Source organism: Solilutibacter silvestris (assembly GCF_050574925.1).
Lineage (GTDB): Bacteria > Pseudomonadota > Gammaproteobacteria > Xanthomonadales > Xanthomonadaceae > Solilutibacter > Solilutibacter silvestris_A.
The window spans coordinates 49007-68110 of record NZ_JBCMOO010000004.1; the positions used below are offsets into that span (position 1 = coordinate 49007).

The 19104-nt window shown below is 64.5% G+C and carries 19 protein-coding genes and 1 pseudogene; 11 read left to right on the forward strand and 9 right to left on the reverse strand.

The features are described 5' to 3' along the window. Positions 1 to 20: 20 nt before the first annotated feature. Entirely contained in the window at positions 21 to 956 is a 936-nt protein-coding gene (locus ABE093_RS09650; RefSeq protein WP_430760790.1) for a hypothetical protein, read from the forward strand. After that, on the forward strand, positions 953 to 1447 hold the full coding sequence (locus tag ABE093_RS09655; RefSeq protein ID WP_430760677.1) for a hypothetical protein: 495 nt from the start codon (positions 953 to 955) through the stop codon (positions 1445 to 1447). Before ABE093_RS09650 ends, ABE093_RS09655 begins: the two co-directional genes overlap by 4 nt. A gap of 18 nt (positions 1448 to 1465) precedes the next feature. On the opposite strand, the gene ABE093_RS09660 is transcribed toward ABE093_RS09655, so the two are convergent. Then, positions 1466 to 2635: a class I SAM-dependent rRNA methyltransferase gene (locus ABE093_RS09660; protein ID WP_430760678.1), complete on the reverse strand. Its 1170-nt coding sequence runs from the start codon at positions 2633 to 2635 to the stop codon at positions 1466 to 1468. A 70-nt stretch (positions 2636 to 2705) separates the two neighbouring features. Between ABE093_RS09660 and ABE093_RS09665 the strand changes: the two are divergent. The 4 genes and pseudogenes from ABE093_RS09665 to ABE093_RS09680 form a co-directional block, all read left to right on the forward strand. After that, a pseudogene (locus ABE093_RS09665) lies at positions 2706 to 3386 on the forward strand (rhomboid family intramembrane serine protease); the annotation flags it as partial. 255 nt (positions 3387 to 3641) lie between these two features. Then, positions 3642 to 4262 (forward strand): outer membrane protein, encoded by a 621-nt coding sequence (locus tag ABE093_RS09670; protein ID WP_430760679.1) that lies wholly within the window; start codon positions 3642 to 3644, stop codon positions 4260 to 4262. A gap of 118 nt (positions 4263 to 4380) precedes the next feature. Further along, positions 4381 to 5271: a phenylalanine 4-monooxygenase gene (gene phhA / locus ABE093_RS09675; RefSeq protein ID WP_430760680.1), complete on the forward strand. Its 891-nt coding sequence runs from the start codon at positions 4381 to 4383 to the stop codon at positions 5269 to 5271. 69 nt (positions 5272 to 5340) lie between these two features. Beyond that, positions 5341 to 6363: a class 1 fructose-bisphosphatase gene (locus ABE093_RS09680; RefSeq protein WP_430760681.1), complete on the forward strand. Its 1023-nt coding sequence runs from the start codon at positions 5341 to 5343 to the stop codon at positions 6361 to 6363. A 13-nt stretch (positions 6364 to 6376) separates the two neighbouring features. Here ABE093_RS09680 and ABE093_RS09685 read toward each other — a convergent pair whose 3' ends face one another. Further along, positions 6377 to 7048, reverse strand: a complete 672-nt coding sequence (locus ABE093_RS09685) for a sensor histidine kinase (protein WP_430760682.1) — start codon at positions 7046 to 7048, stop codon at positions 6377 to 6379. A gap of 92 nt (positions 7049 to 7140) precedes the next feature. Between ABE093_RS09685 and ABE093_RS09690 the strand changes: the two genes are divergently transcribed. Further along, a complete protein-coding gene (locus tag ABE093_RS09690; RefSeq protein ID WP_430760683.1) occupies positions 7141 to 8946 on the forward strand; it encodes an SLC13 family permease in 1806 nt (601 codons plus the stop codon). Positions 8947 to 8957: 11 nt separating this feature from the next. On the opposite strand, the gene ABE093_RS09695 is transcribed toward ABE093_RS09690, so the two are convergent. Then, positions 8958 to 10166 (reverse strand): MFS transporter, encoded by a 1209-nt coding sequence (locus tag ABE093_RS09695; RefSeq protein ID WP_430760684.1) that lies wholly within the window; start codon positions 10164 to 10166, stop codon positions 8958 to 8960. A gap of 122 nt (positions 10167 to 10288) precedes the next feature. Here ABE093_RS09695 and ABE093_RS09700 point away from each other — a divergent pair, with 122 nt between their 5' ends. Further along, complete coding sequence (locus ABE093_RS09700; protein WP_430760685.1) at positions 10289 to 11167, forward strand: helix-turn-helix transcriptional regulator; 879 nt, start codon at positions 10289 to 10291, stop codon at positions 11165 to 11167. Between the two features lie 4 nt (positions 11168 to 11171). Here the strand turns inward: ABE093_RS09700 and ABE093_RS09705 are convergent, their stop codons facing one another. Next, a complete protein-coding gene (locus ABE093_RS09705; RefSeq protein ID WP_430760686.1) occupies positions 11172 to 12278 on the reverse strand; it encodes a PA0069 family radical SAM protein in 1107 nt (368 codons plus the stop codon). 61 nt (positions 12279 to 12339) lie between these two features. Between ABE093_RS09705 and cls the strand changes: the two genes are divergently transcribed. From cls to ABE093_RS09720, 3 genes are read left to right on the forward strand one after another with little or no spacing between them, the layout of a single operon-like run. After that, positions 12340 to 13794: a cardiolipin synthase gene (gene cls, locus ABE093_RS09710; RefSeq protein WP_430760687.1), complete on the forward strand. Its 1455-nt coding sequence runs from the start codon at positions 12340 to 12342 to the stop codon at positions 13792 to 13794. Positions 13795 to 13850: 56 nt separating this feature from the next. Continuing rightward, positions 13851 to 14534 carry a hypothetical protein gene (locus tag ABE093_RS09715; RefSeq protein WP_430760688.1) on the forward strand — a complete coding sequence of 228 codons (684 nt, stop codon included), beginning with the start codon at positions 13851 to 13853 and terminating at the stop codon, positions 14532 to 14534. Positions 14535 to 14545: 11 nt separating this feature from the next. Continuing rightward, positions 14546 to 15304: a pyridoxine 5'-phosphate synthase gene (locus ABE093_RS09720; RefSeq protein WP_430760784.1), complete on the forward strand. Its 759-nt coding sequence runs from the start codon at positions 14546 to 14548 to the stop codon at positions 15302 to 15304. Between the two features lie 55 nt (positions 15305 to 15359). Here the strand turns inward: ABE093_RS09720 and ABE093_RS09725 are convergent, their stop codons facing one another. The 5 genes from ABE093_RS09725 to ABE093_RS09745 form a co-directional block, all read right to left on the reverse strand. Beyond that, positions 15360 to 15767, reverse strand: coding sequence for an ExbD/TolR family protein (locus ABE093_RS09725; protein ID WP_430760689.1), 408 nt, complete (start codon positions 15765 to 15767; stop codon positions 15360 to 15362). Positions 15768 to 15779: 12 nt separating this feature from the next. Then, positions 15780 to 16217 carry an ExbD/TolR family protein gene (locus tag ABE093_RS09730; RefSeq protein ID WP_430760690.1) on the reverse strand — a complete coding sequence of 146 codons (438 nt, stop codon included), beginning with the start codon at positions 16215 to 16217 and terminating at the stop codon, positions 15780 to 15782. Between the two features lie 48 nt (positions 16218 to 16265). Continuing rightward, positions 16266 to 17003: a MotA/TolQ/ExbB proton channel family protein gene (locus ABE093_RS09735; protein ID WP_430760691.1), complete on the reverse strand. Its 738-nt coding sequence runs from the start codon at positions 17001 to 17003 to the stop codon at positions 16266 to 16268. A 54-nt stretch (positions 17004 to 17057) separates the two neighbouring features. Beyond that, positions 17058 to 17765, reverse strand: coding sequence for an energy transducer TonB family protein (locus ABE093_RS09740; RefSeq protein WP_430760692.1), 708 nt, complete (start codon positions 17763 to 17765; stop codon positions 17058 to 17060). A 152-nt stretch (positions 17766 to 17917) separates the two neighbouring features. Then, positions 17918 to 18991 carry a hypothetical protein gene (locus tag ABE093_RS09745; RefSeq protein WP_430760693.1) on the reverse strand — a complete coding sequence of 358 codons (1074 nt, stop codon included), beginning with the start codon at positions 18989 to 18991 and terminating at the stop codon, positions 17918 to 17920. Positions 18992 to 19104: the final 113 nt, after the last annotated feature.

Consider the following 19104-nt stretch of genomic DNA (forward strand, 5'->3'; position numbering starts at 1 on the left):
AAGTAGCCGCGTTGAATCGGATGGTCGAAGAACGCGGTATCCGCGATCCAGTCGGTGCCATTGTCCATCAGGACAAATACGGCCTCATCACCTCGATCAAATACTCCGGAGAACAACTGATCCCCCCCGGCAAGACCCTGCAAGCCGCGATGCTGTTCGATCCGGTCTCGACCAACAACACCGAGTTCGATCGCCGCCTTGCGCCATCCACGGTGGGTGCGTTCCAGATCCTCTCCACCGACCATCGCGACCAGTTCAAGGGCGATCAGCTGCTGCCGCACGGATTGTCCGAGGACAGTCGTTTCCTCAGCATCACCGTGCCTGGCGCACACAGCAATATCGGCGATACCTATACCCAGAACGGCCTCGGCGTACTCAACGCCAACATGGGCGTGGACTTCCTCAACAGCCTGTCGGATCGCGACTTCCTGAAACCGCAAGCCGTGCCGCAGGATCCCGCGAAATACCAGATCTACCATTCCGAAGAGCACATGGTGCTCTACACCACGCGCTACTACGACCAGCACCACCAGCGTGGTGAAACCGACCAGCTCGGTGGCGATTCGCAATGCCGGGTCGCGCAGCCGCTATCCGACTGCACGCACAAGGCGCCCGTCGATCCCGAATTGGCCAAACAAGTCGACTACCGGCCGATCCGGATGTCGGAGCAGCAGGCGCCTCCGCCGATGCCATCTCCGGGTAACGAACAGGCGAAGTCGCAGGCGACATCCAGTAACGACATCTTCCGGTCGATGAGCGATGCCGCATTGCGTGGCGATGCATTGGACATGCGGGCCGCCGGTTCGACGTGGCTCAACAGCGGCGCCGCGCAGGATTGGCTGCAGCAGGGTCGCGACTACAACACGCAACAACGCGAATCGGAGCTGGCCGCGCAATTGGCGCAACAACAATCGCAACAGGCGCAACAGCAAGCCGCGCCGGTGCTGCATCGATGAACGCGCGCATGGACAACAACGACCTGCAGGAACTCGCACTGCGACTGGCGGCGTTCACCGATCTCCTGGAACAACGCGCCGATCGCGTCGCCGACATCACCGAAGCGAATGCGCATGCCGTGGAATCGGCCGCGGTCACGCTCACCGAGCAGGGACGCGATCTCTCGGCTTCCGCGATCAGCGCCATCCGCGATGAAACCCGCAACGCGATGCAGGCGCTGCACGCCGATATCGCAGCTTCACGCTCCGCGCAACGCCGCTTCGCGACCACCGCATCGCTGGCGCTGGTCGTCGCTGCGGCGATCGCAGCCGCCGGCAGTGCGTGGATGGTCTGGCGCAGCCAGCAGGAATTGAAACGCGCGGAATTCGCCCAAGGCATCCTCGAAGCAACCCGCAGCGGTGCGATCACCATGTGCGGCGACCAGGTCTGCGTGCGCGTCGGCGACAAGCCGAAGCGCGCCAATGCCGACGGCTACGTCATCGCCGAGTAAAACCGATACGCGAACGCGTCAGTCCAGGACGCGGCAGAACACCGCCTTGAGGTAACGCGATTCCTGCACCTGCGCCAGCCACGGATGATCGGGGCCCGCACCGGCGACCTTCAACACCTGCACCGTGCGGCCGGCATAGAAGGCCGCGCGCCGCAGCATGTCGGTGAATTGCTCCTCGCTCACCAACCCGGTGCAGCTGAAGGTCGCGAACAGGCCGCCCGGCTTGACCACGCCCAACGCCAGCTTGTTCATGTCGAGGTACTTCTTCAGCGCCGGGATCACCTGCTCGCGATCGCGGGTCATCTTGGCGGGATCGAGGATCACCACGTCGAACTGTTCGCCATTGGCGGCGGCATCGCGGAGCCACGGGAAAATGTCGGCCTGCACGAAACGCGGCTTGACGCCATTGAGCTTGCCGTTGGCGCGCGCGATGTCGAGCACCGCCGGATCGATGTCAATGCCGACCACTTCGCTCGCACCACGCACCGCAGCGTACACACCGAAACCGCCGGTATTGCAGCAGAGATCGAGCACGCGCTGGCCTGCGCACAGCTGCGACAGCCACTGGCGATTCTCGCGCTGGTCGGCGAAGAAGCCGGTCTTGTGCGCGCCCGCGGGATCGGCGCGGAACTTCACGCCATATTCGGTAACGACCGCAGCTTCGGTGCCTAGGGTGTCGCGGTAATCGAAGCTCTCCTGCTTCTGCACATGCTCGTCGGCGAAGCTGTGGAAGCGGCACCCGGGGAAATGGCTGCGCAACGCGTTGAAGATGATTTCGCGGTGGCGCCAGGCGCCGGCGCTGAAGAATTCGACGACGATCAGGTCGTCGTAGCGATCGACCACCAGTCCGGAAATTCCGTCGCCTTCGCTGTGGACCACGCGCCAGGCATTGCTGATGTCATCGAGCTTGAGGATCTCGCGACGCAGCCGGATCGCCTCGCCGATCTTGGCCTCGAACCAGGCCTGGTCGACCGTGACGGCGGGATCGCGCTCGAGGATGCGCACCGCGATCCGCGAATGCCCGTTGTAGAAACCGCGGCCGATCCATTCGCCATCCACGCTCAGCACGTCGACGATCGAACCCGGCTTCGGGCGCTGGGCGGGCTTTTCGACCAGACGCTGGAAAATCCACGGGTGCGAGGAATTCCACGCATTCTTCAGGCGTACCACGGGCAAGGCTTCGTTCATCCCACTATTTTAGCGGGCGAAGCGCCCGCGCCGGCTTGCGCAATGCCGCCCCCGTCGCCATGTCGGGGGGATGGAACTCCAGGACATCGCCGCCCCCACCGATCCGCGTCGTCAGCGCCGCCTCGATGCCGGCCGCCTGCGCCGGGCGCTGACTTGCAGCCTCGCCGCCATCCTCCTGTTGCTGGGCATCCACGCCATGGTCGGCAGCAGCGATGCCGTGGCGCCGTTCGCGGTCCAGCCGCATGCGGCCATCGGGCTGGTCGGCATCCTGACCGCGCCACTGCTGCACGGTTCGTGGGACCACGTGCTGTCCAACGCGATCGCCATCCTCATTCTTGGCACCCTCGCCGGCAGCGTCTATCCGCGCGCCAGCCTGCGCGCGCTGCCGCTGCTGTGGCTGGGCTCGGGGATCGGCGCGTGGCTGCTCGGCCATGCCGGCGAACACCATCTTGGCGCCAGTGGCGTCACCCACGGATTGATGTATCTCACGCTGACGCTCGGCATCCTGCGCAAGGAGCGTTCCGCGGTCGCCGCCGCGATGATCGTGTTCCTCCTGTACGGCGGCATGGTGATGGCGGTGCTGCCGTTGCAGGAAGGCGTGTCCTGGCAGTCCCATCTCGGTGGCGCGATCGCCGGCGTGATCTCGGCCTTCCTGTTCCGGCACGCGGATCCTGCGCAGCTGCGTCGCGTCTACAGCTACGAGCTGGAAGAAGAGGAAAGCGCGGACTCCGATCCGCCTCCCTCCGGGCAGAGAGAATAAGCACCGGGCACAATTCGAATCATTCAATCTGAATGGGGTTTGGCGAAAACTTCGCCATCTCCGCTCACGTTAAATCTGAATGAAATCTGTCGCCCCCATGGAACTCGAATTTCCTGTACAGGTTCCAGAAAACTATTTAACTCTCTGATTTATAAAAACTTCACAACTCTTCCCTTTCCGGGCCTTGCAACGCAGCATGGCCTCACCGCGCTCCAACGAGCGTTTCAATGTGAAAAAGGAAAGACCATGAAGAAGTTCCAGACCACCCTCGCCCTGACCGCGCTGGCTGCCGCTCTGGCCGCCCCGGCCGCGTTCGCCCAGTCCTCGACTGACACCGTCGGCCAGGGCTTCGTGCGTGGCGAGTTGGGCAAGACCAAGCTGAAGGACACCAGCAGCTCCGACAACGTCAAGGACACCTCCTACAACATCCGCGGCGGTTATATGTTCAACCGCAACTTCGGTGTTGAAGGCTTCTACGGCCGTTACTACGACAAGAACAGCCACAACCTCGGCTTCGACCAGAACACCAAGCTCGACGGTTACGGCGCTGGCGTGGTCGGCAAGGTGCGCTTCGGCGAGCAGGCCCTCGATACCGGCTTCTACGGCAGCGGCCGCGTCGGCCTGATGCACGCCAACTACAAGGCGAGCGCCACCAACACCACCGGCGGCATCACCACCAACTACTCGGTGTCGAGCAACAGCAACCAGCCGTACTACGGCGTGGGCATCGGCTACGACTTCAACCGCAACATGGGCGTCGGTCTGAACTACGACTACTTCCATGGCCGCGTGCGCGTGCCGACCACCGGCAACAAGGTCAGCTACAACGCCCAGACCCTGGGTGCGGATTTCGAATACCGCTTCTGATCGGTATACGGTCTGATCCGGCACAACTTTGGTTGTGGAGACCAACGGCCACCTTCGGGTGGCCGTTTTTTGTTTCCGATCAACCGCCGCGACAGCACACGGGCGTAAAATCCGCAACATGAACGCGAAACCGCAGCGCCTGGAAAACATCGTCACCGACAAGGGCAAGGTCCCGGTCTATGCGACCGGCATCGTCGAACAGCCGTGGGACGATTACACCGCCGCCGATCACGATGTCTGGCGCCAGCTCTACCAGCGCCAACGCGAAGTGCTGGCCGGCCGCGCCAGCGACGAATTCCTGCAGGCGCAGGACGCAATGGGGATGACGCCGGACGCCATCCCGAAATTCTCCGATCTCAACAAGATCCTCGAAGCGACCAGCGGCTGGACCCTGATCGGCGTCGAAGGGCTGTTGCCGGAACTCGATTTCTTCGATCACCTCGCCAACCGCCGTTTTCCGGTGAGCTGGTGGATCCGTCGTCCCGACCAGATCGACTACATCGAGGAGCCGGATCTCTTCCACGACCTGTTCGGCCACGTGCCGCTGCTGATGTTGCCGGTGTTCGCCGATTACATGCAGGCCTATGGCCGTGGCGGGGTGAAGGCCCACGGCATCGGTCCGGAAGCCTTGCAGATGCTGACGCGCCTGTACTGGTACACGGTGGAATTCGGGTTGATCCGGCAGAAGGACGGCCTGCGCATCTACGGCAGCGGCATCGTCTCGTCGAAGGGCGAATCGATCCATTGCCTGGAAAGCGATGCGCCCAACCGGATTGCTTTCGACCTCGAGCGGATCATGCGCACGCGCTACCGCATCGACACCTACCAGAAGACCTACTTCGTGATCGACAGCTACGAACAGCTGATCGAGGCGACGCGCCCGGACTTCACCCCGATCTACACGCGCCTGTCGGCGCTCGATTCGATCCCGGCCGGCACCGTGCTGGACAGCGATGCGGTGATCCATCGCGGCACCGGCGAGGGCTGGTCCACCGACGGCGACGTCTGACGCGTGCCACTACGCGCGGCCTGCGGCCCGCGCATGGGACAATGACGGCTTCGCCCGCGGAGCCGCGCCATGTCGCCTGATCCAAAGCCCATCTCCCTCACCCATTACCTGATCGACGAGCAGCGCGCCGGCCACGTCAATGCCGACCTGCGCCTGTTGATCGAGGTCGTCGCTCGCGCCTGCAAGACCATTTCGGTCGCGGTGGGCAAGGGCGCGCTGGGTGGCGTGCTCGGCGATGCCGGCACCGGCAACATCCAGGGCGAGGCGCAGAAGAAACTCGACGTCATCGCCAACGACGTGCTGCTGGAAGCCAACGCCTGGGGCGGCCATCTTGCGGGCCTCGCGTCGGAGGAAATGGAGCACAGCCAGCCGATCCCGGACATGTATCCGCGCGGCAACTACCTGCTGTTGTTCGATCCCCTCGACGGTTCCTCCAACATCGACGTCAACGTGTCGGTGGGCACCATCTTCTCGGTGCTGCGTTGCCCGGACGGCGTCACCACCGCGCAGGACCAGCACTACCTGCAGGCGGGCACCGAACAGGTTGCCGCCGGTTACTGCATCTACGGACCGTCGACGATGATGGTGCTGACCGTCGGCCACGGCACTCACGCGTTCACGCTCGATCGCGAACACGGCAGTTTCGTGATGACCCAGCGCGGAATGAGTGTGCCGGAAGAGACGAAGGAGTTCGCCATCAACATGTCGAACCAGCGTCACTGGGACGCGCCGATGCAGCAGTACGTCAACGACCTGCTGGTCGGCAAGGAAGGCCCGCGCGGCAAGGATTTCAACATGCGCTGGATCGCCAGCATGGTCGCCGACGTGCATCGCATCCTGACCCGTGGCGGCATCTTCATCTATCCGTGGGATCGCAAGGATCCGGGCAAGGCCGGCAAGCTGCGGCTGATGTACGAAGCGAATCCAATGAGCTTCCTGGTGGAGCAGGCCGGCGGCGCCGCGACCGATGGCCGCAAACGGATCATGGATATCGTGCCGGATGGCCTGCACCAGCGCGTGCCGGTGTTCCTGGGATCGAAGAAGGAAGTCGAAGAGGCAACGCGCTACCACCTCGACCACGATCGCGGCTGATCACGCGCTTCGCTCAATCGGGCAGTCGCACCCGCACCGTCGTTCCATCGGCATCGGACTGCGATTGCAGTTCGCCGCCGTGACGCTCGACGGCCAGTCGCGCGATCGTCATGCCGATGTCGGCATCGTGCGGGTCGCGCAACGCGGCAAATTCGCTCGCGGCTTCGGCCGCACCATGCCCCGCATCGTGAATCCGCAATAGCGTGGCCCCGACATCATCGCTGGCGCTGACCGTGATCCGAACCAGCGCGTCGGCTCCCGCGCGCTGCCATGCCGCGCCGATCAACCGCTGCATCATCTGCCGCAGCAGATGCTCGTCCCCGATCGCCTGCATTTCCGGTTGCACGTCGACCTGCGCATCGCGACCGGGATGGGCATCGCGCAGATCCATGATGGCCCAGTCCGCCAGCAGGCTGAGGTCGACCGGCACGCGTTTCGCCTCGGCCGCGTCCACCCGCAGCCAGTCGACCAGGTCGACCATCATCGTGTCGAGGCGTTCCGCCGCATCGCGAATGCGGGCCAGGTGTTCGCAATCGCCGATGCCGAGGCCAGCGCTCTTGTCGAGCAACTTCCCGAAGCCCTTGATCGCGCGCACCTGTGCACGCAGGTCGTGCGAGACGACGCGCGCGAGATTCACGCGCAGCGCCTGCGTGTCCTTGTCTTCGCGATGATTGCTGTCGTCCATGCCGGAACCACGATAACCAATTCTGGAGTGTAAATCGCACGCGCGATGCCTGCGTGGAGGCGCCACCACTGCGACCACGGCACAATGTGACCATGGCCATGTCGCAGATCCTGTTCCTGCTGATCCTTGCCGGCGGCCTGTATCTGTTCGTGAGCGAGCGGCTGCGGGTCGACGTCACCGCGATGCTGATCCTGCTGGCGTTGGTCCTGACGCGGGTGATCGAGCCGAAGCAGGCGCTTTCCGGCTTCTCCAGCGAACCGGCGATCATCATCGCCGCGGTATTCGTGATTTCCGCCGGCCTTGCGGCAACCGGCATCACCGAGCGCATTGGCCAATGGATCGGCCGCATGTCCGGCGGTAACGAATGGCGGACGATCGCGGTGGTGATGCCGACGGTCGCAGTGCTCGCCGCCTTCACCCATCACGTGATGGTGACGGCGATGCTGATGCCGATCCTGCTGCGCCACGCGCGCCAGAACGGCATGCCGGCGTCGCGCCTGCTGATGCCGATGGCATTGGCGGCATCGATGGGGACGACCCTCACGCTGGTCAGTGCGCCTGCCTTCCTGCTTGCCGACAACATGCTGCAACGTGGCGGCGGCGAGGGGCTCGGCATCTTTTCGATCACGCCGATCGGCATCGCACTGGTGCTGTTCTCGATGGTCTACATCCAGTTGATGCGTTGGCTGCTGCCGCGACGCAGTGGCGAACATGGCGAAGGCGATTACTTGCGCATCGACCGCTATCGCACCGAATTGCTGGTGATGTCCGGCGGCCGCTGGGCCACGCGTACGCTGGCGGAACTCAAGCGCGCGATCGGCCCGGAAGTGCACGTGATCGGCTGGCTGCGCGATCATGAGGAACGCAACGATCTCGGCGATGCAAGTCCGTTGCTCGGCGGCGACATCCTGCTGATCGAAGCCGGCGCCGACGAACTGAAGTCGCTACACGACGATCCCGGTCTCGATCTCTATCCGATCGCCCGCTTCGGCGCCAAGGCCAACGGCGAGGGCGAAGGCGAGCCGCAACTGGTGCAAGCGGTCGTTGCGCCCGGTTCCGAATTCATCGGCCGATCGGTGCGCGATCTCGATTTCTCGCGGCAGTTCCGCGCGGTGATCGCCGGCCTGTGGCGACGTAGCGGCGCGGCGGCGGCGCGACTGATCGATACCCGCCTGCAGGAAGGCGACGTGCTGGTGCTGTGGGGCCGGCCCGCACGCTTCAGCGAACTCGCCGCGCACCACGGTTTCCTGATGCTGGTGCCGTTCCGCGGCGAAGGCATGCGCCGGCTGCGCGCGCCATTGGCATTGCTGATCATGCTGGTGACGATCGTCTGCGCGGCAACCGAATGGGTGGATCCGCCGCTGGCCTTCCTGATGGGCGCGGTGCTGATGGTGGTGACGCGCTGCGTCGACCTCAAGCGCGCCTATCGCGAGATCGACGTGCGCATCTTCGTGATGATCGCCGGCGTGATTCCGCTCGGCATCGCCATGGAAAAGACCGGCACCGCGGCCCTGCTCGCCGGCGGCCTGATGCACTTGGTCCACGACTGGTCGCCGCTCGCCATCCTGGTGATGCTGTTCGCCGCCGGCGCATTGCTGACGCAGCCGATGTCGGATGCCGCGTCCACCGCACTGCTCGGCCCGATCGCGTTGTCGCTCGCACACGCCCTGCATCTGCCGCCGACACCCTTCGTGGTGTGCACCGCGCTGGGTGCGGTCGTCGCCTTCATCACCCCGATCGGACACCACGGCAGCCTGCTCATCCTCGGGCCCGGGCAGTACAAATTCTCGGACTTCCTGCGCATCGGATTGCCACTGACCATCATGGTCGCCTTCGTCTGCGCATGGATGGCGCGCTGGTTGTGGCTGGGCGGCCCCTTGCTGCCGCTATCGCACTAACCGCATATCCATCACGACGGCTGTCGGGCCTGTTGCCCGGCACGCGCCCTGCCCAGCGTGACCGCCGCCGGCAACAGGATCAACGCCAGCAATCCGTAGACCAGCGACATGCTCGCCGTGGAATGCGGATGCACCACGTTCACCGATAGCGAAGACAGGACCGAGGTGGCGAGGAAAGCAATTCCCCCCGCGATCCCGCCTGCGAGTGCGGCGCTTTGCGGGAACATCGACAGCACGTCGGCGAAGTGGATGTTGAACACCAACCCGGCCGCCATGTGGATGGCAAAGGCCGCGACGGCCAACGCCGCAAGCGACTGCCAATGCGCGGGCAGCAACGCCAGCAACACGATGAAGACCGCCATCATCATCACCCCGCCCTGGTGCTTGCGCCATGCGGGTTGCGCGATCAAGGCGCGCGCGATGAGACCGCCGCACATCCATGCCAACCCCATCAGCAACGCCAGCGAACCGGTGGTGGTCGGCGAATGATGGAACACGTCTTCCACGATGAAAGGCGCCGCCATGTTCCAGGCCATCACCATTGCATAGGCGGCGCTGATGCACAGCACCCCGCGCTGGTAGGCGCGGTGACCGAGAATCTGCCGCGCTCGCGCGATCACCTCGCGCACATCGAGCGCTTGTGGCTGCGCCAGCGTTTCTCCCCCGCCAATCAGCTCCAGCACCAATGCGAGGACCGAGAACAGGGCCAACACCAGGAAGCTGGCGCGCCAACCCCAATGGACCTGGATGAAACCGCCAAGGAACGGTGCGCAGATCGGGCCCAGCGACCACACCACGGTGAGCCAGGTGAGATAACGCCGAAGTGCGGGGCCGCTGAAAACATCGACGAAGAAGGTCCGCTTGGCGACCACCGCCACGGCGCCCAGTACCCCCTGCAACAGGCGCAGCAGACAGATCCAGACGATGTTGTCGCTCATCGCGATCGCGACACTGGACAGCGCGAACAATGCCAGGGCGATCAGGGTGGGCCGCCAGCGCCCGAAACGGTCCAGGAAGACGCCGATCACCAGTTGGCCGAGGCCGTAGCCGGCGACGAACATCGTCAGCGTAAGCTGGATGCGCGCCGGCGTGGTCGCCAGGCTGCCCGCCATCGACGGCATCGACGGCAGGTAGATGTCGGTCCCGATCCCCGAAAGCGGGATCAGCAGAAAGGCCAGGAACACGCCAAAGCGGGCGTTGTCGGCTGTGATTCTTCGCATCGCACGTTCCGATGACAGGTCGCGGGTCGGCACTATGCGTCCGCATTTAGACTGGTACAAGATTCCAGTTAGCCTAGGCTTGAAAGGGTTACAATGGCGCGGCCTCCCGCCCGGACCTTGCCATGCCAGCCGCCACATCCCTTCCGGCAACAACCTCCCCGGAACGATCCTCGGAACTGGGGCAGTTCCTGCGCACCCGTCGGGAAACCCTGGCTGCGGCGGCGATGGGCCTGGCGCGCAGCGGCCGGGTACGGACCCCCGGATTGCGTCGGGAAGAGGTGGCGCAGTTGGCCGGAATTGGCGTCACCTGGTACACGAAACTGGAGCAGGGACGGGATGTGCGGCCATCACGCCAAACGATGGAAGCCATCGCCAACGCCCTGCAATGCAATGACGACGAGCTGCAATATCTGCTGACGTTGGCAGGGCTCGAAAACGAGACACGACTGCCTGCGCCACCCGATGCGCTCTGCCCGTTCCCGCAGGGTCACTCGATCCTGCTGGAGAAATTGCTGCCCTATCCAGCCCTGCTGCAAAACAACGCACTCGACCTGATGGCCTGCAATGTCGCGTACGAGCGCCTGATGGGGTTTTCGTTCGACGAACTGAGCGACCTGCAACGCAATTGCCTGTATCTCAGCCTGTTCGATCCCCGCTGGCAACGACGCCTGCGACTCGAACCGCAGGCCATTCCGCGCATGGTGGCGATGTTCCGCGCCGCATCCACCCAACATGGTGGCGACCATGCATGGTCGTCGCGGCTGGAATATTTCCTGCAGCATTCGTCGGCTTTCCGCGATGCCTGGGAACGTTATCAAGTGCGCAGCCCGGAAAACCACGAGAAGACCTTCGATCACCCCTCCTTCGGGAAGATCCGTGTGCGCCAGACCAATTGGTGGTCGGCGCCACGCAACGGCACGCGCCTGGTGGTCTATCTGCCGGTGGATGCTTCCGCCACCATCGCCCTGGAACAGCTGGCCGCGCCTGGCTCCGCGAACTGAACGATCAGAACAGCGCGCCCTGGGACGAGTCCTCGCGCGGCGGCGTAAACAGGCGCGTATCGACCGGCGGCATTCCGGGGAACCCGATGCGTTGCTTCGCCTTGCGGAAACGCGTCGCCAGCAAATCGGCGAATGGCCCTTCGCCGCGTCCGCGCACGCCGTAGCGACTGTCGTAATCCTTGTCGCCATACATCTGCCGGATCAGGCTCATCACGTGCGCGGCACGCTGCGGATAGTGCAGCTGCAACCATTCGCGCCAGACTTCCTTCAATTCGTGCGGCAGGCGCAACAGCACGTAGCCCGCCGACAAGGCATCGGCCTCGCGCGCGGCTTCGAGAATGTGTTCCAGCTCCATGTCGGTGATCATCGGGATCACCGGCGCCACCAGCACGCCGGCGGGAACACCGGCCTCGCGCAGTTTGGCGATCATCTTGATGCGCGTGTGGGGCGCTGCCGCGCGCGGTTCCAGTTTCGACGATAGCTGGTTGTCGAGCGACGTCACCGAGACCATGATGTGAACGAGGCGCAGTTTCGCCAACTCGGCCAGCAGGTCGAGATCGCGCAGGATCGCCGAGCCCTTGGTGACGATGCCCACCGGGTGACGCGTTTCCAGCAGCACTTCCAGGCAGGCGCGGCTGATGCCCTCGTCGCGCTCGATCGGTTGCCAGCCGTCGGTATTGATGCCGAGTGCGATCGGGGATGGCACGTGGCCGGGTTTCGCCAGTTCCTTGCGCAGCAATTCGGCGGCATTGCGCTTGGCGTACAGCCGCGTCTCGAAGTCCAGCCCGGGCGAGAGGTCGAGATAGGCGTGGCTCGGCCGCGCGAAACAGTAGACGCAGCCATGTTCGCAACCGCGATACGGATTCAGCGATTGCCCGAAGGCGATGTCGGGCGAATCGTTGCGACTGATGATGGTGCGCGCACGTTCCACGGTGACCGTCGTCTGTGGACGCGATTCGAGATCGGCGGCCTGCTCGTTGGCCAGCGAGTCCCAGCCATCGTCCTCGGCGACCGCCGCGCGCTTCTCGAAGCGTCCCGGCACCCGCGACGCCGCGCCACGCCCCTTGATCGCGGCGTTCTGCTCGAACCTCACTTTGCGATGACTGTCCATCACGCTAGCCTAGTCCCCGGGCGTCGCACCGGACGCGAACGGGAACGGCGGGACAGACACGATGTGGCATCCCATTCACCAGGCATGGAACGCGCTGTCGGCCATTCCCAATATCGGGATCTGGCTCGCCATCTTCTGGGTTGGCTACGTCATCGCGCTGGGCATCTACATCATCCTGCAGAAACGCGAACCCGCCGCCACTCTGAGCTGGCTGTTCAGCCTCGCCCTGCTGCCCTATCTCGGCTTCGCCATCTATTACCTGTTCGGGCCGCAGAAGATCAGCCGCCAACGGCTGCGACGTCCGCGCTCGCACCAGGTCTATCCGGACGCCGCCGACACCAACGGCAATGCCCAGGATGCCTTGTTGCATGTCCTGGCCAAGGCGGTGACCGGGTTCCGCGCCGTCACCGCGCGCGACGTCCGCATGCTGGTCGATGGCAGCGCGACCTACGCCGCCCTGATCGACGACATCCGCAAGGCGCGGTCGCATATCCATCTCGAGTACTACATCTACCAGTCGGATCGCAGCGGCACGGCCCTGCGCGATGCCCTGCTCGAGCGCGCGCGTGCCGGCGTCAAGGTCCGCTTGCTGATGGACGCCGTCGGTTCCTCGCGCACGCCAACGCATTTCTTCCATGACCTCGTCGAAGCCGGCGGCGAGATTTCCTGGTTCCATCCGATCCGCTTCCGCCGCGTGTGGAAATTCTGGAAGCGACCGCCACTCAACCTGCGCACCCACCGCAAGATCGTGGTGATCGACAGCCGCATCGGCTACACCGGCGGCATCAACATCACCGACGAGGAAAACGATGCCCTGCGCACCGATGCCTATCGCGACCTGCACCTGCGCCTGACCGGCGACGTGGTGCTGGAATTGCAGCAGGTCTTCGTCGAGGACTGGATCTACGCCACCGGCCAGCACGATTTCATTTCCGAGATCGCGCGCGACCTGCCGCCCCTCGAACCCGGACCGATCTGCGCACAGGTGCTGAGTTCCGGCCCCGACTCCAACTGGGAAGCGATCCATCGCCTGCACGTCAGCGCCATCCATGCCGCGCGCCAGCGCGCGTGGCTGGTCACGCCCTACTTCGTGCCGGGCGAAGCGGCGTTGATGGCGCTTTCGTCCGCCGCGCTCTCGGGCCTCGACGTGCGCCTGATGGTGCCGAAGATGAGCGACAGCCGCTGGGTCACCCTCGCCGCGCGTTCCTACTATGACCGCTTGCTGGATGCCGGCGTCAAGATCTACGAATACGGTCCGCGCATGCTCCACACCAAGGCGCTGCTGAAGGACGACGACGTCGCCATCATCGGCAGCGCCAATTTCGACAATCGCAGCTTCCGCCTCAACTTCGAAGTGTCGGTCCTGTTCGAGGACGCCGGCGTCGCCGCCGAACTGGCGCGCCAGATCGAGGGCGAATTCGCCCATGCCCCGCGCGTCCGCGCGCCACGCCCGCAGGCCTTCCTGACCGAACGTCTGCCGGAAGCGCTTGCTCGTCTGTTCTCCCCGCTCCTCTGATCGCGGCCCGATACACTCCGCCCCAAGATCGACGAATACGGCCCCCGGAGGTTCCCATGTCCTGGTTGTTGCTCGCACTGTCGCTGGCCATCTTCTGCGTCGCCTGGAGCGTCCACTCCCCGGTGCTGATGGTGCTCTGCACGCTGGCGGCGCTGGCGGCATTGGTCGGATTCGCCTGGCTGCGCTACAAGCTCCTGTTCCCCGCGCGCAGCGTCGCCATCGTCGACACGCCGCTGACGGCGGAAGACGTGCGTCGCATGCGCGAAGCACAACTCGCCGCTGCCGCGCCTCTCGCGCCGACACCGTTGCCTGCGACCTCGAACCCGGATATCGGCCAGCTGCGCGCAGCCGGCGAGCGCGTGGCCGAACGCGACGCCTTGCTGCAACAACAGGAAGAAGCGCAACGCCGGATCGCCGAGATGGAACGTCGCGCCGCCGAAGCCGAACAGCGCGCGGCCGACATGGCGCAGCGCCTCGCCGATCTTCAGCAGCGCGAAGGACAGCCCGCACCCGTTCAACAGACCGTCGCGAACAATGCGCCGGCAGCCGTCGAAGCCGCGCCCGCCGCGGTGATGCCACCAGCGTTGCCGCCGAGGCCGCAACCCAATCTGCGTGACGAAGGCTGGAATCCCTACGCCGGCGAAGTGCATGTGCCGGCGAAACGATCGATCGATCCCAAGGCGGCCGGCCTCGACATTCCGATGCTGACGCCCCTGCGCGACGAACCGGATCCATCTTGAGTACGCACGACATGACCGCACTCAGCGTCAACGTCAACAAGATCGCGGTCCTGCGCAATTCACGCGGTAGTGGCGAGCCCGACGTCGTCCGCGCCGCGCGCACCTGCCTCGATGCCGGCGCGCAAGGCATCACCGTGCATCCGCGTCCCGACGCCCGCCACATCCGCGAAGCCGATGTCCATGCCCTCGCCCGCGTCTGCGCCGACTATCGCGTCGAGTACAACCTAGAGGGCAATCCGTTCGCGCCACCGCGTCCCGGCTATCCGGGCTTCATTGCCCTGTGCGAAGCGGTGCGTCCCGCGCAGGCGACACTGGTCCCGGACAGCGACGGCCAGCTCACCTCCGACCACGGCTTCGATTTCGATCGCGATATCGACGCGCTCGCGCCACTGGTCGCGCAACTCAAGGCGATCGGATGTCGCGTCAGCCTGTTCGCCGATGCCGGACATCCGGGCACCGCGCGCGCGCGCGATTGCGGTGCCGATCGCATCGAGCTCTATACCGGCCCATTCGCCGAAGCACATGCTGCCGGCAATGCCTCAGCCGCGCTCGATGCCTGCGCACAGTCGGCGCGGATCGCGCGGTCGGTCGGCATGGGGGTCAACGCCGGTCACGATCTCTCGCAAGCCAACCTGACGGATTTCCTGCGCGGCGTTCCCGGCGTGCAAGAGGTCTCGATCGGCCATGCGCTGATCTCGGAAGCGCTGTACGCGGGACTGGATCGCACCGTCCGCGCCTATCTCGACTGCATAAAAAATGCCGCCCCTTGATCAACAAGAAGGCGGCATCGTCGACAAGACCGGGGACAAAGTCCCCGCTTGAATTTTAGTTCTGCACGAAGCCGATCTTTTCCATGTCGGCGTTCTTTGCAGCCGCCAGCACCTTGGCGAACACGTCGTAAGGCGTGTCATTGGCGGATTCGATCTGCAGCAGCGGCGTATCGGTCGGGTCTTCCGCCACGGTGTCCTTCATCTGGGCCTCGAGGCCCTTCATGTCGACGATGGTCCCGTTCCACGTCACCGTGCCGGCTGCGTCGATGCTGAGCTTGATCGGCGCCTTCTTCGGCGGCGGCGGTGGCGTGGTAGTTGCCTGCGGCAGGTCGAGCTTGATCGGGTACGTCTGGGTCGGCATGGTCACCATGAAGATGATCAGCAACACCAATAGCACGTCCACCAGGGGCGTGACATTGATGTCGGACATCGCGCCGCCACCGGAATTGGATGCAAATGCCATGTGTCGGCCTCCTTACTGCTGCTCGCCCGGCTTCGGCCGGACAGTGACGTAACCGACGTTGAGCATGCCGGACTGGGTCGCGATGGCAGTCATCTTCTTGAGAATCTGCATCTTGGTATCGCGGTCGGCACGGATGTTCAGCACCGGCTGCGGCTTCTTCTGGGCGATCACGGCCAGGCGATCCTGGAGCCCGCCCTCGGTGATCGGCTGATCATCGAGGAGCAGGGCGCCGTTTTCACGCACGAACAGCGTCACCGGCGCGGTCTTCTCTTCCGCAGGCTTGTGCGTCGGCGCGAGGAGCACCCGCGGCAATTCGACCTTGGTTTTGTGGTTCATCAGCGGCGTGGTGATCATGAAGATGATCAACAGCACCAACATCACGTCCACGAGGGGCGTGACGTTGATTTCCGCCATGGGTCCACTGCTGCTGTTGCCGGTACTGAATGCCATTTTCGGGCGTCCTCGTGGATCGATGCTTCTGTCGTGCGTGGGCGGGGATTAGCCGCCGACGCGCGAACCGGTCGCGAAGAAGTCGTGCAGGTCGTGCGCGAACGAATCGAACTTCGCGTTCGTGGTGCGGTTCAGGCGGCTGAAGAAGTTGTACGCCAACACCGCCGGGATCGCCACGAACAGACCGATGGCGGTCATGATCAGGGCTTCACCCACCGGACCGGCCACGGCCGAGATCGAGGCGTCGCCACTGGCGCCGATGCGGATCAGGGCGTGGTAGATGCCCCACACCGTACCGAGCAGACCGACGAACGGAGCGGTCGCACCGACGGTGGCGAGCACGGTCAGGCCGGACTCGAGAACCATCGATTCGCGGGTCACGGCCTGGCGCAGGGCGCGGTCGACGAACTCGGAACGGTTCAGCGACTCGGCCAGACGCGAGCCTTCGCTGCGCTGGTGGTGGGCGGCAGCCTGGGCGGCGTCGAGCGCGATCTTGGAGAACGGCTCGTTGCGCGGCTGCTCTTCCATGTAGCGGACGGCGTCCTGCGCGTTCGGGGTTTCCCAGAACGTGTTGACGACGCGATCGGCGCTGCCACGGATGCGGGCGTTCTTGATGAAGTTCATGACGATCCAATAGATCGACAGCAACGAGAAAATCATCAGGGTGAGGAACACGATCCAACCCACGGCATCGAAACCGTGGATCAGCTGGGCGAAGCCCATCTGCTGCAGAGCAGCGGCGTTGTTACCGCCAGCGGCGGCGGGAGCGGCTTGTTGAAGGAGCATTGCGCTTACCTTTGTCGACGAAAAGTGGGGAATGGTGAATGGAGCGCTCGCGGCTTATTCGCCGACGTTGAGCACGATGGGAAGGGTACCCGTACCGGCGGCGCCGGCGCAGATCTTGACGCCACGCGCCCAGCTGGCGGCGGCGCGGTCGAGGTCACGGTCGCCCGAGGAACCCGAAACGCTGGTCGCGGTCACGCCACCCTCGGCCGTATAGGTCACCGAGATGCGGGCGGTGCCGCCACTGAAGCCCTTGGCCGAGGCCTTGTTGATCGCGATCTGCAACGGCGTCTGCGACGGCTGGCCGCAGAGGTTGCCGCGCAAGTCGTTGTTGTTGACCTTCGGGCCGGACGGTGCCGGGGGTGCCGGCGGCGGCGGCGGAGCCGGAGGTGCCGGAGGTGCCGGCGGCGGCGCCTGGTAGGACACCGCGTTGGCGGTATCGCTGACGATGGGCGGCTGCGGCGTCGGCGGAACCGGCGGCGACGGACGCGGCGGCTGCGGCGGCAGGTTCGGCGCCGGCGGCGGCGGGACGATTTCCTTCGGCGGCGGCGGCGGCGGCGGCGGCGGCGGCTTGATCAGCTGCACGGCCACGCGCTCGGTCTTGTCGGCATCACCCTGCGGTGGCGACACCGGCGCCATCAGCAGCAACAGGGCAGCAACGTGCACCGCCAGCGCAGCCGACATGCCGGCGATGCGTGGCCAGTTCAGGCCGACGGCGGCATCGTCGTCGTGTCGATAGTTGTGGGGGGCGATGGTTTCCGTCATTCGAGAACTCTGGGAGGGGGCACGACACTGACTGGATATTGCATTTCCCCGCCATCCATCGGGCGACGGGGACCCCGAAGCTTATACCAACTCCGGGTCTGCATTCCATATGTCCTGCAAGCGGAAATCGATTGTAGGTGCTTAAGAATTTGTTACTTCAGATACCGTTGCAATGCCGCGGGATCCTTCACGCCCTTTTTCTGGGCTTCGAGCGCGGCAGCCTTGGCTTCGGCCTTCTTGCCCTGGCCAAAGAAGATGCGTGCACGGTTCAAGTCGGCATCGCCGGTGGTGGACATGCTCGCGGCCTTGGCGTAGTTGGCCAGTGCGATATTCCACTGGTCCTGGCCGAACGCGGTCTGCGCGACCACGCTGTAGGCGGTCGCCGTCTGGTCGTTCTTCGGGAGCGTGCCCTTGGCCACGCTGCTGTCGAGCACTTCCTGCGCTTCCTTCCAGTTGGGACCGGGATTCTGCAGCAAGGTCACGTAATAGGCGTGGAGATCGTCGGCGGAAGCCAACAGCCCCTGCTTGTAGCGATCGCGCAGCAACGCCAGCATCTCGGCGTTCTTGTTCTGCTGTTGGTAGGTCGCCAGCAGGTTCTGGAACGCGTTGTGGTCGTTGGGATCCTTGGCCAGGCGCTGCTTGAACGCGGACTCGGCATCACCCGCATTGCCGGTGTGCGACAGCAGCGACAGGCGCATGTTCGCGTACTGCGGATCGGTGGTCTTGGTCTCGGCGATGAACTGGTCCAGTGCCTTCAACGCGTCCGGATACTTGCCGGCGTTGCTGAGGCTGGCGACCAGATTGCTCATCGAATCGTAATGGCCGTTGTTGTCGAGGCCGTTCGCGGCGATCACCTGCTGGAAATCGCTGGACGCGGTCACGTAGTCCTTCTGCGAGAACGCGGCGCTGCCGGCAATTTCGTAAGCCAATGCCTTTTCGTACGGCGAGCTGGCAGTCGGCGCATATGCGTTGGCGAGGGTCAGCGTCTTGGCGTAATCCTGCGCGGCGTACGCCTTGCTGATTTCATCGAGCTTCTTCTTGCCTTCGTCCGAAATCTTCGGCTTGGGCTCCTTGCGCGTCGCATTCGGATAGCGCGGTGCTTCCTGCGCATCCTTGCCATGGCTGGCGCGCGAGGAACTGTCCTGGGCTGATGCAGGCAATGCGACTGCGGAACAGGCCAGAACCGCGGCAATGGACAACGACAACAGACTGGCTGCGTAACGCATGAAACGACTCCTGACTGAATGACGAAAGGTTGCCGCCAAGGCGCGATGCCCCGGCGAGTTGCAGCGAACCACTTTCGTTTCCCCGGTGCGGCGGCGGTTCAATCTTGAGGGTG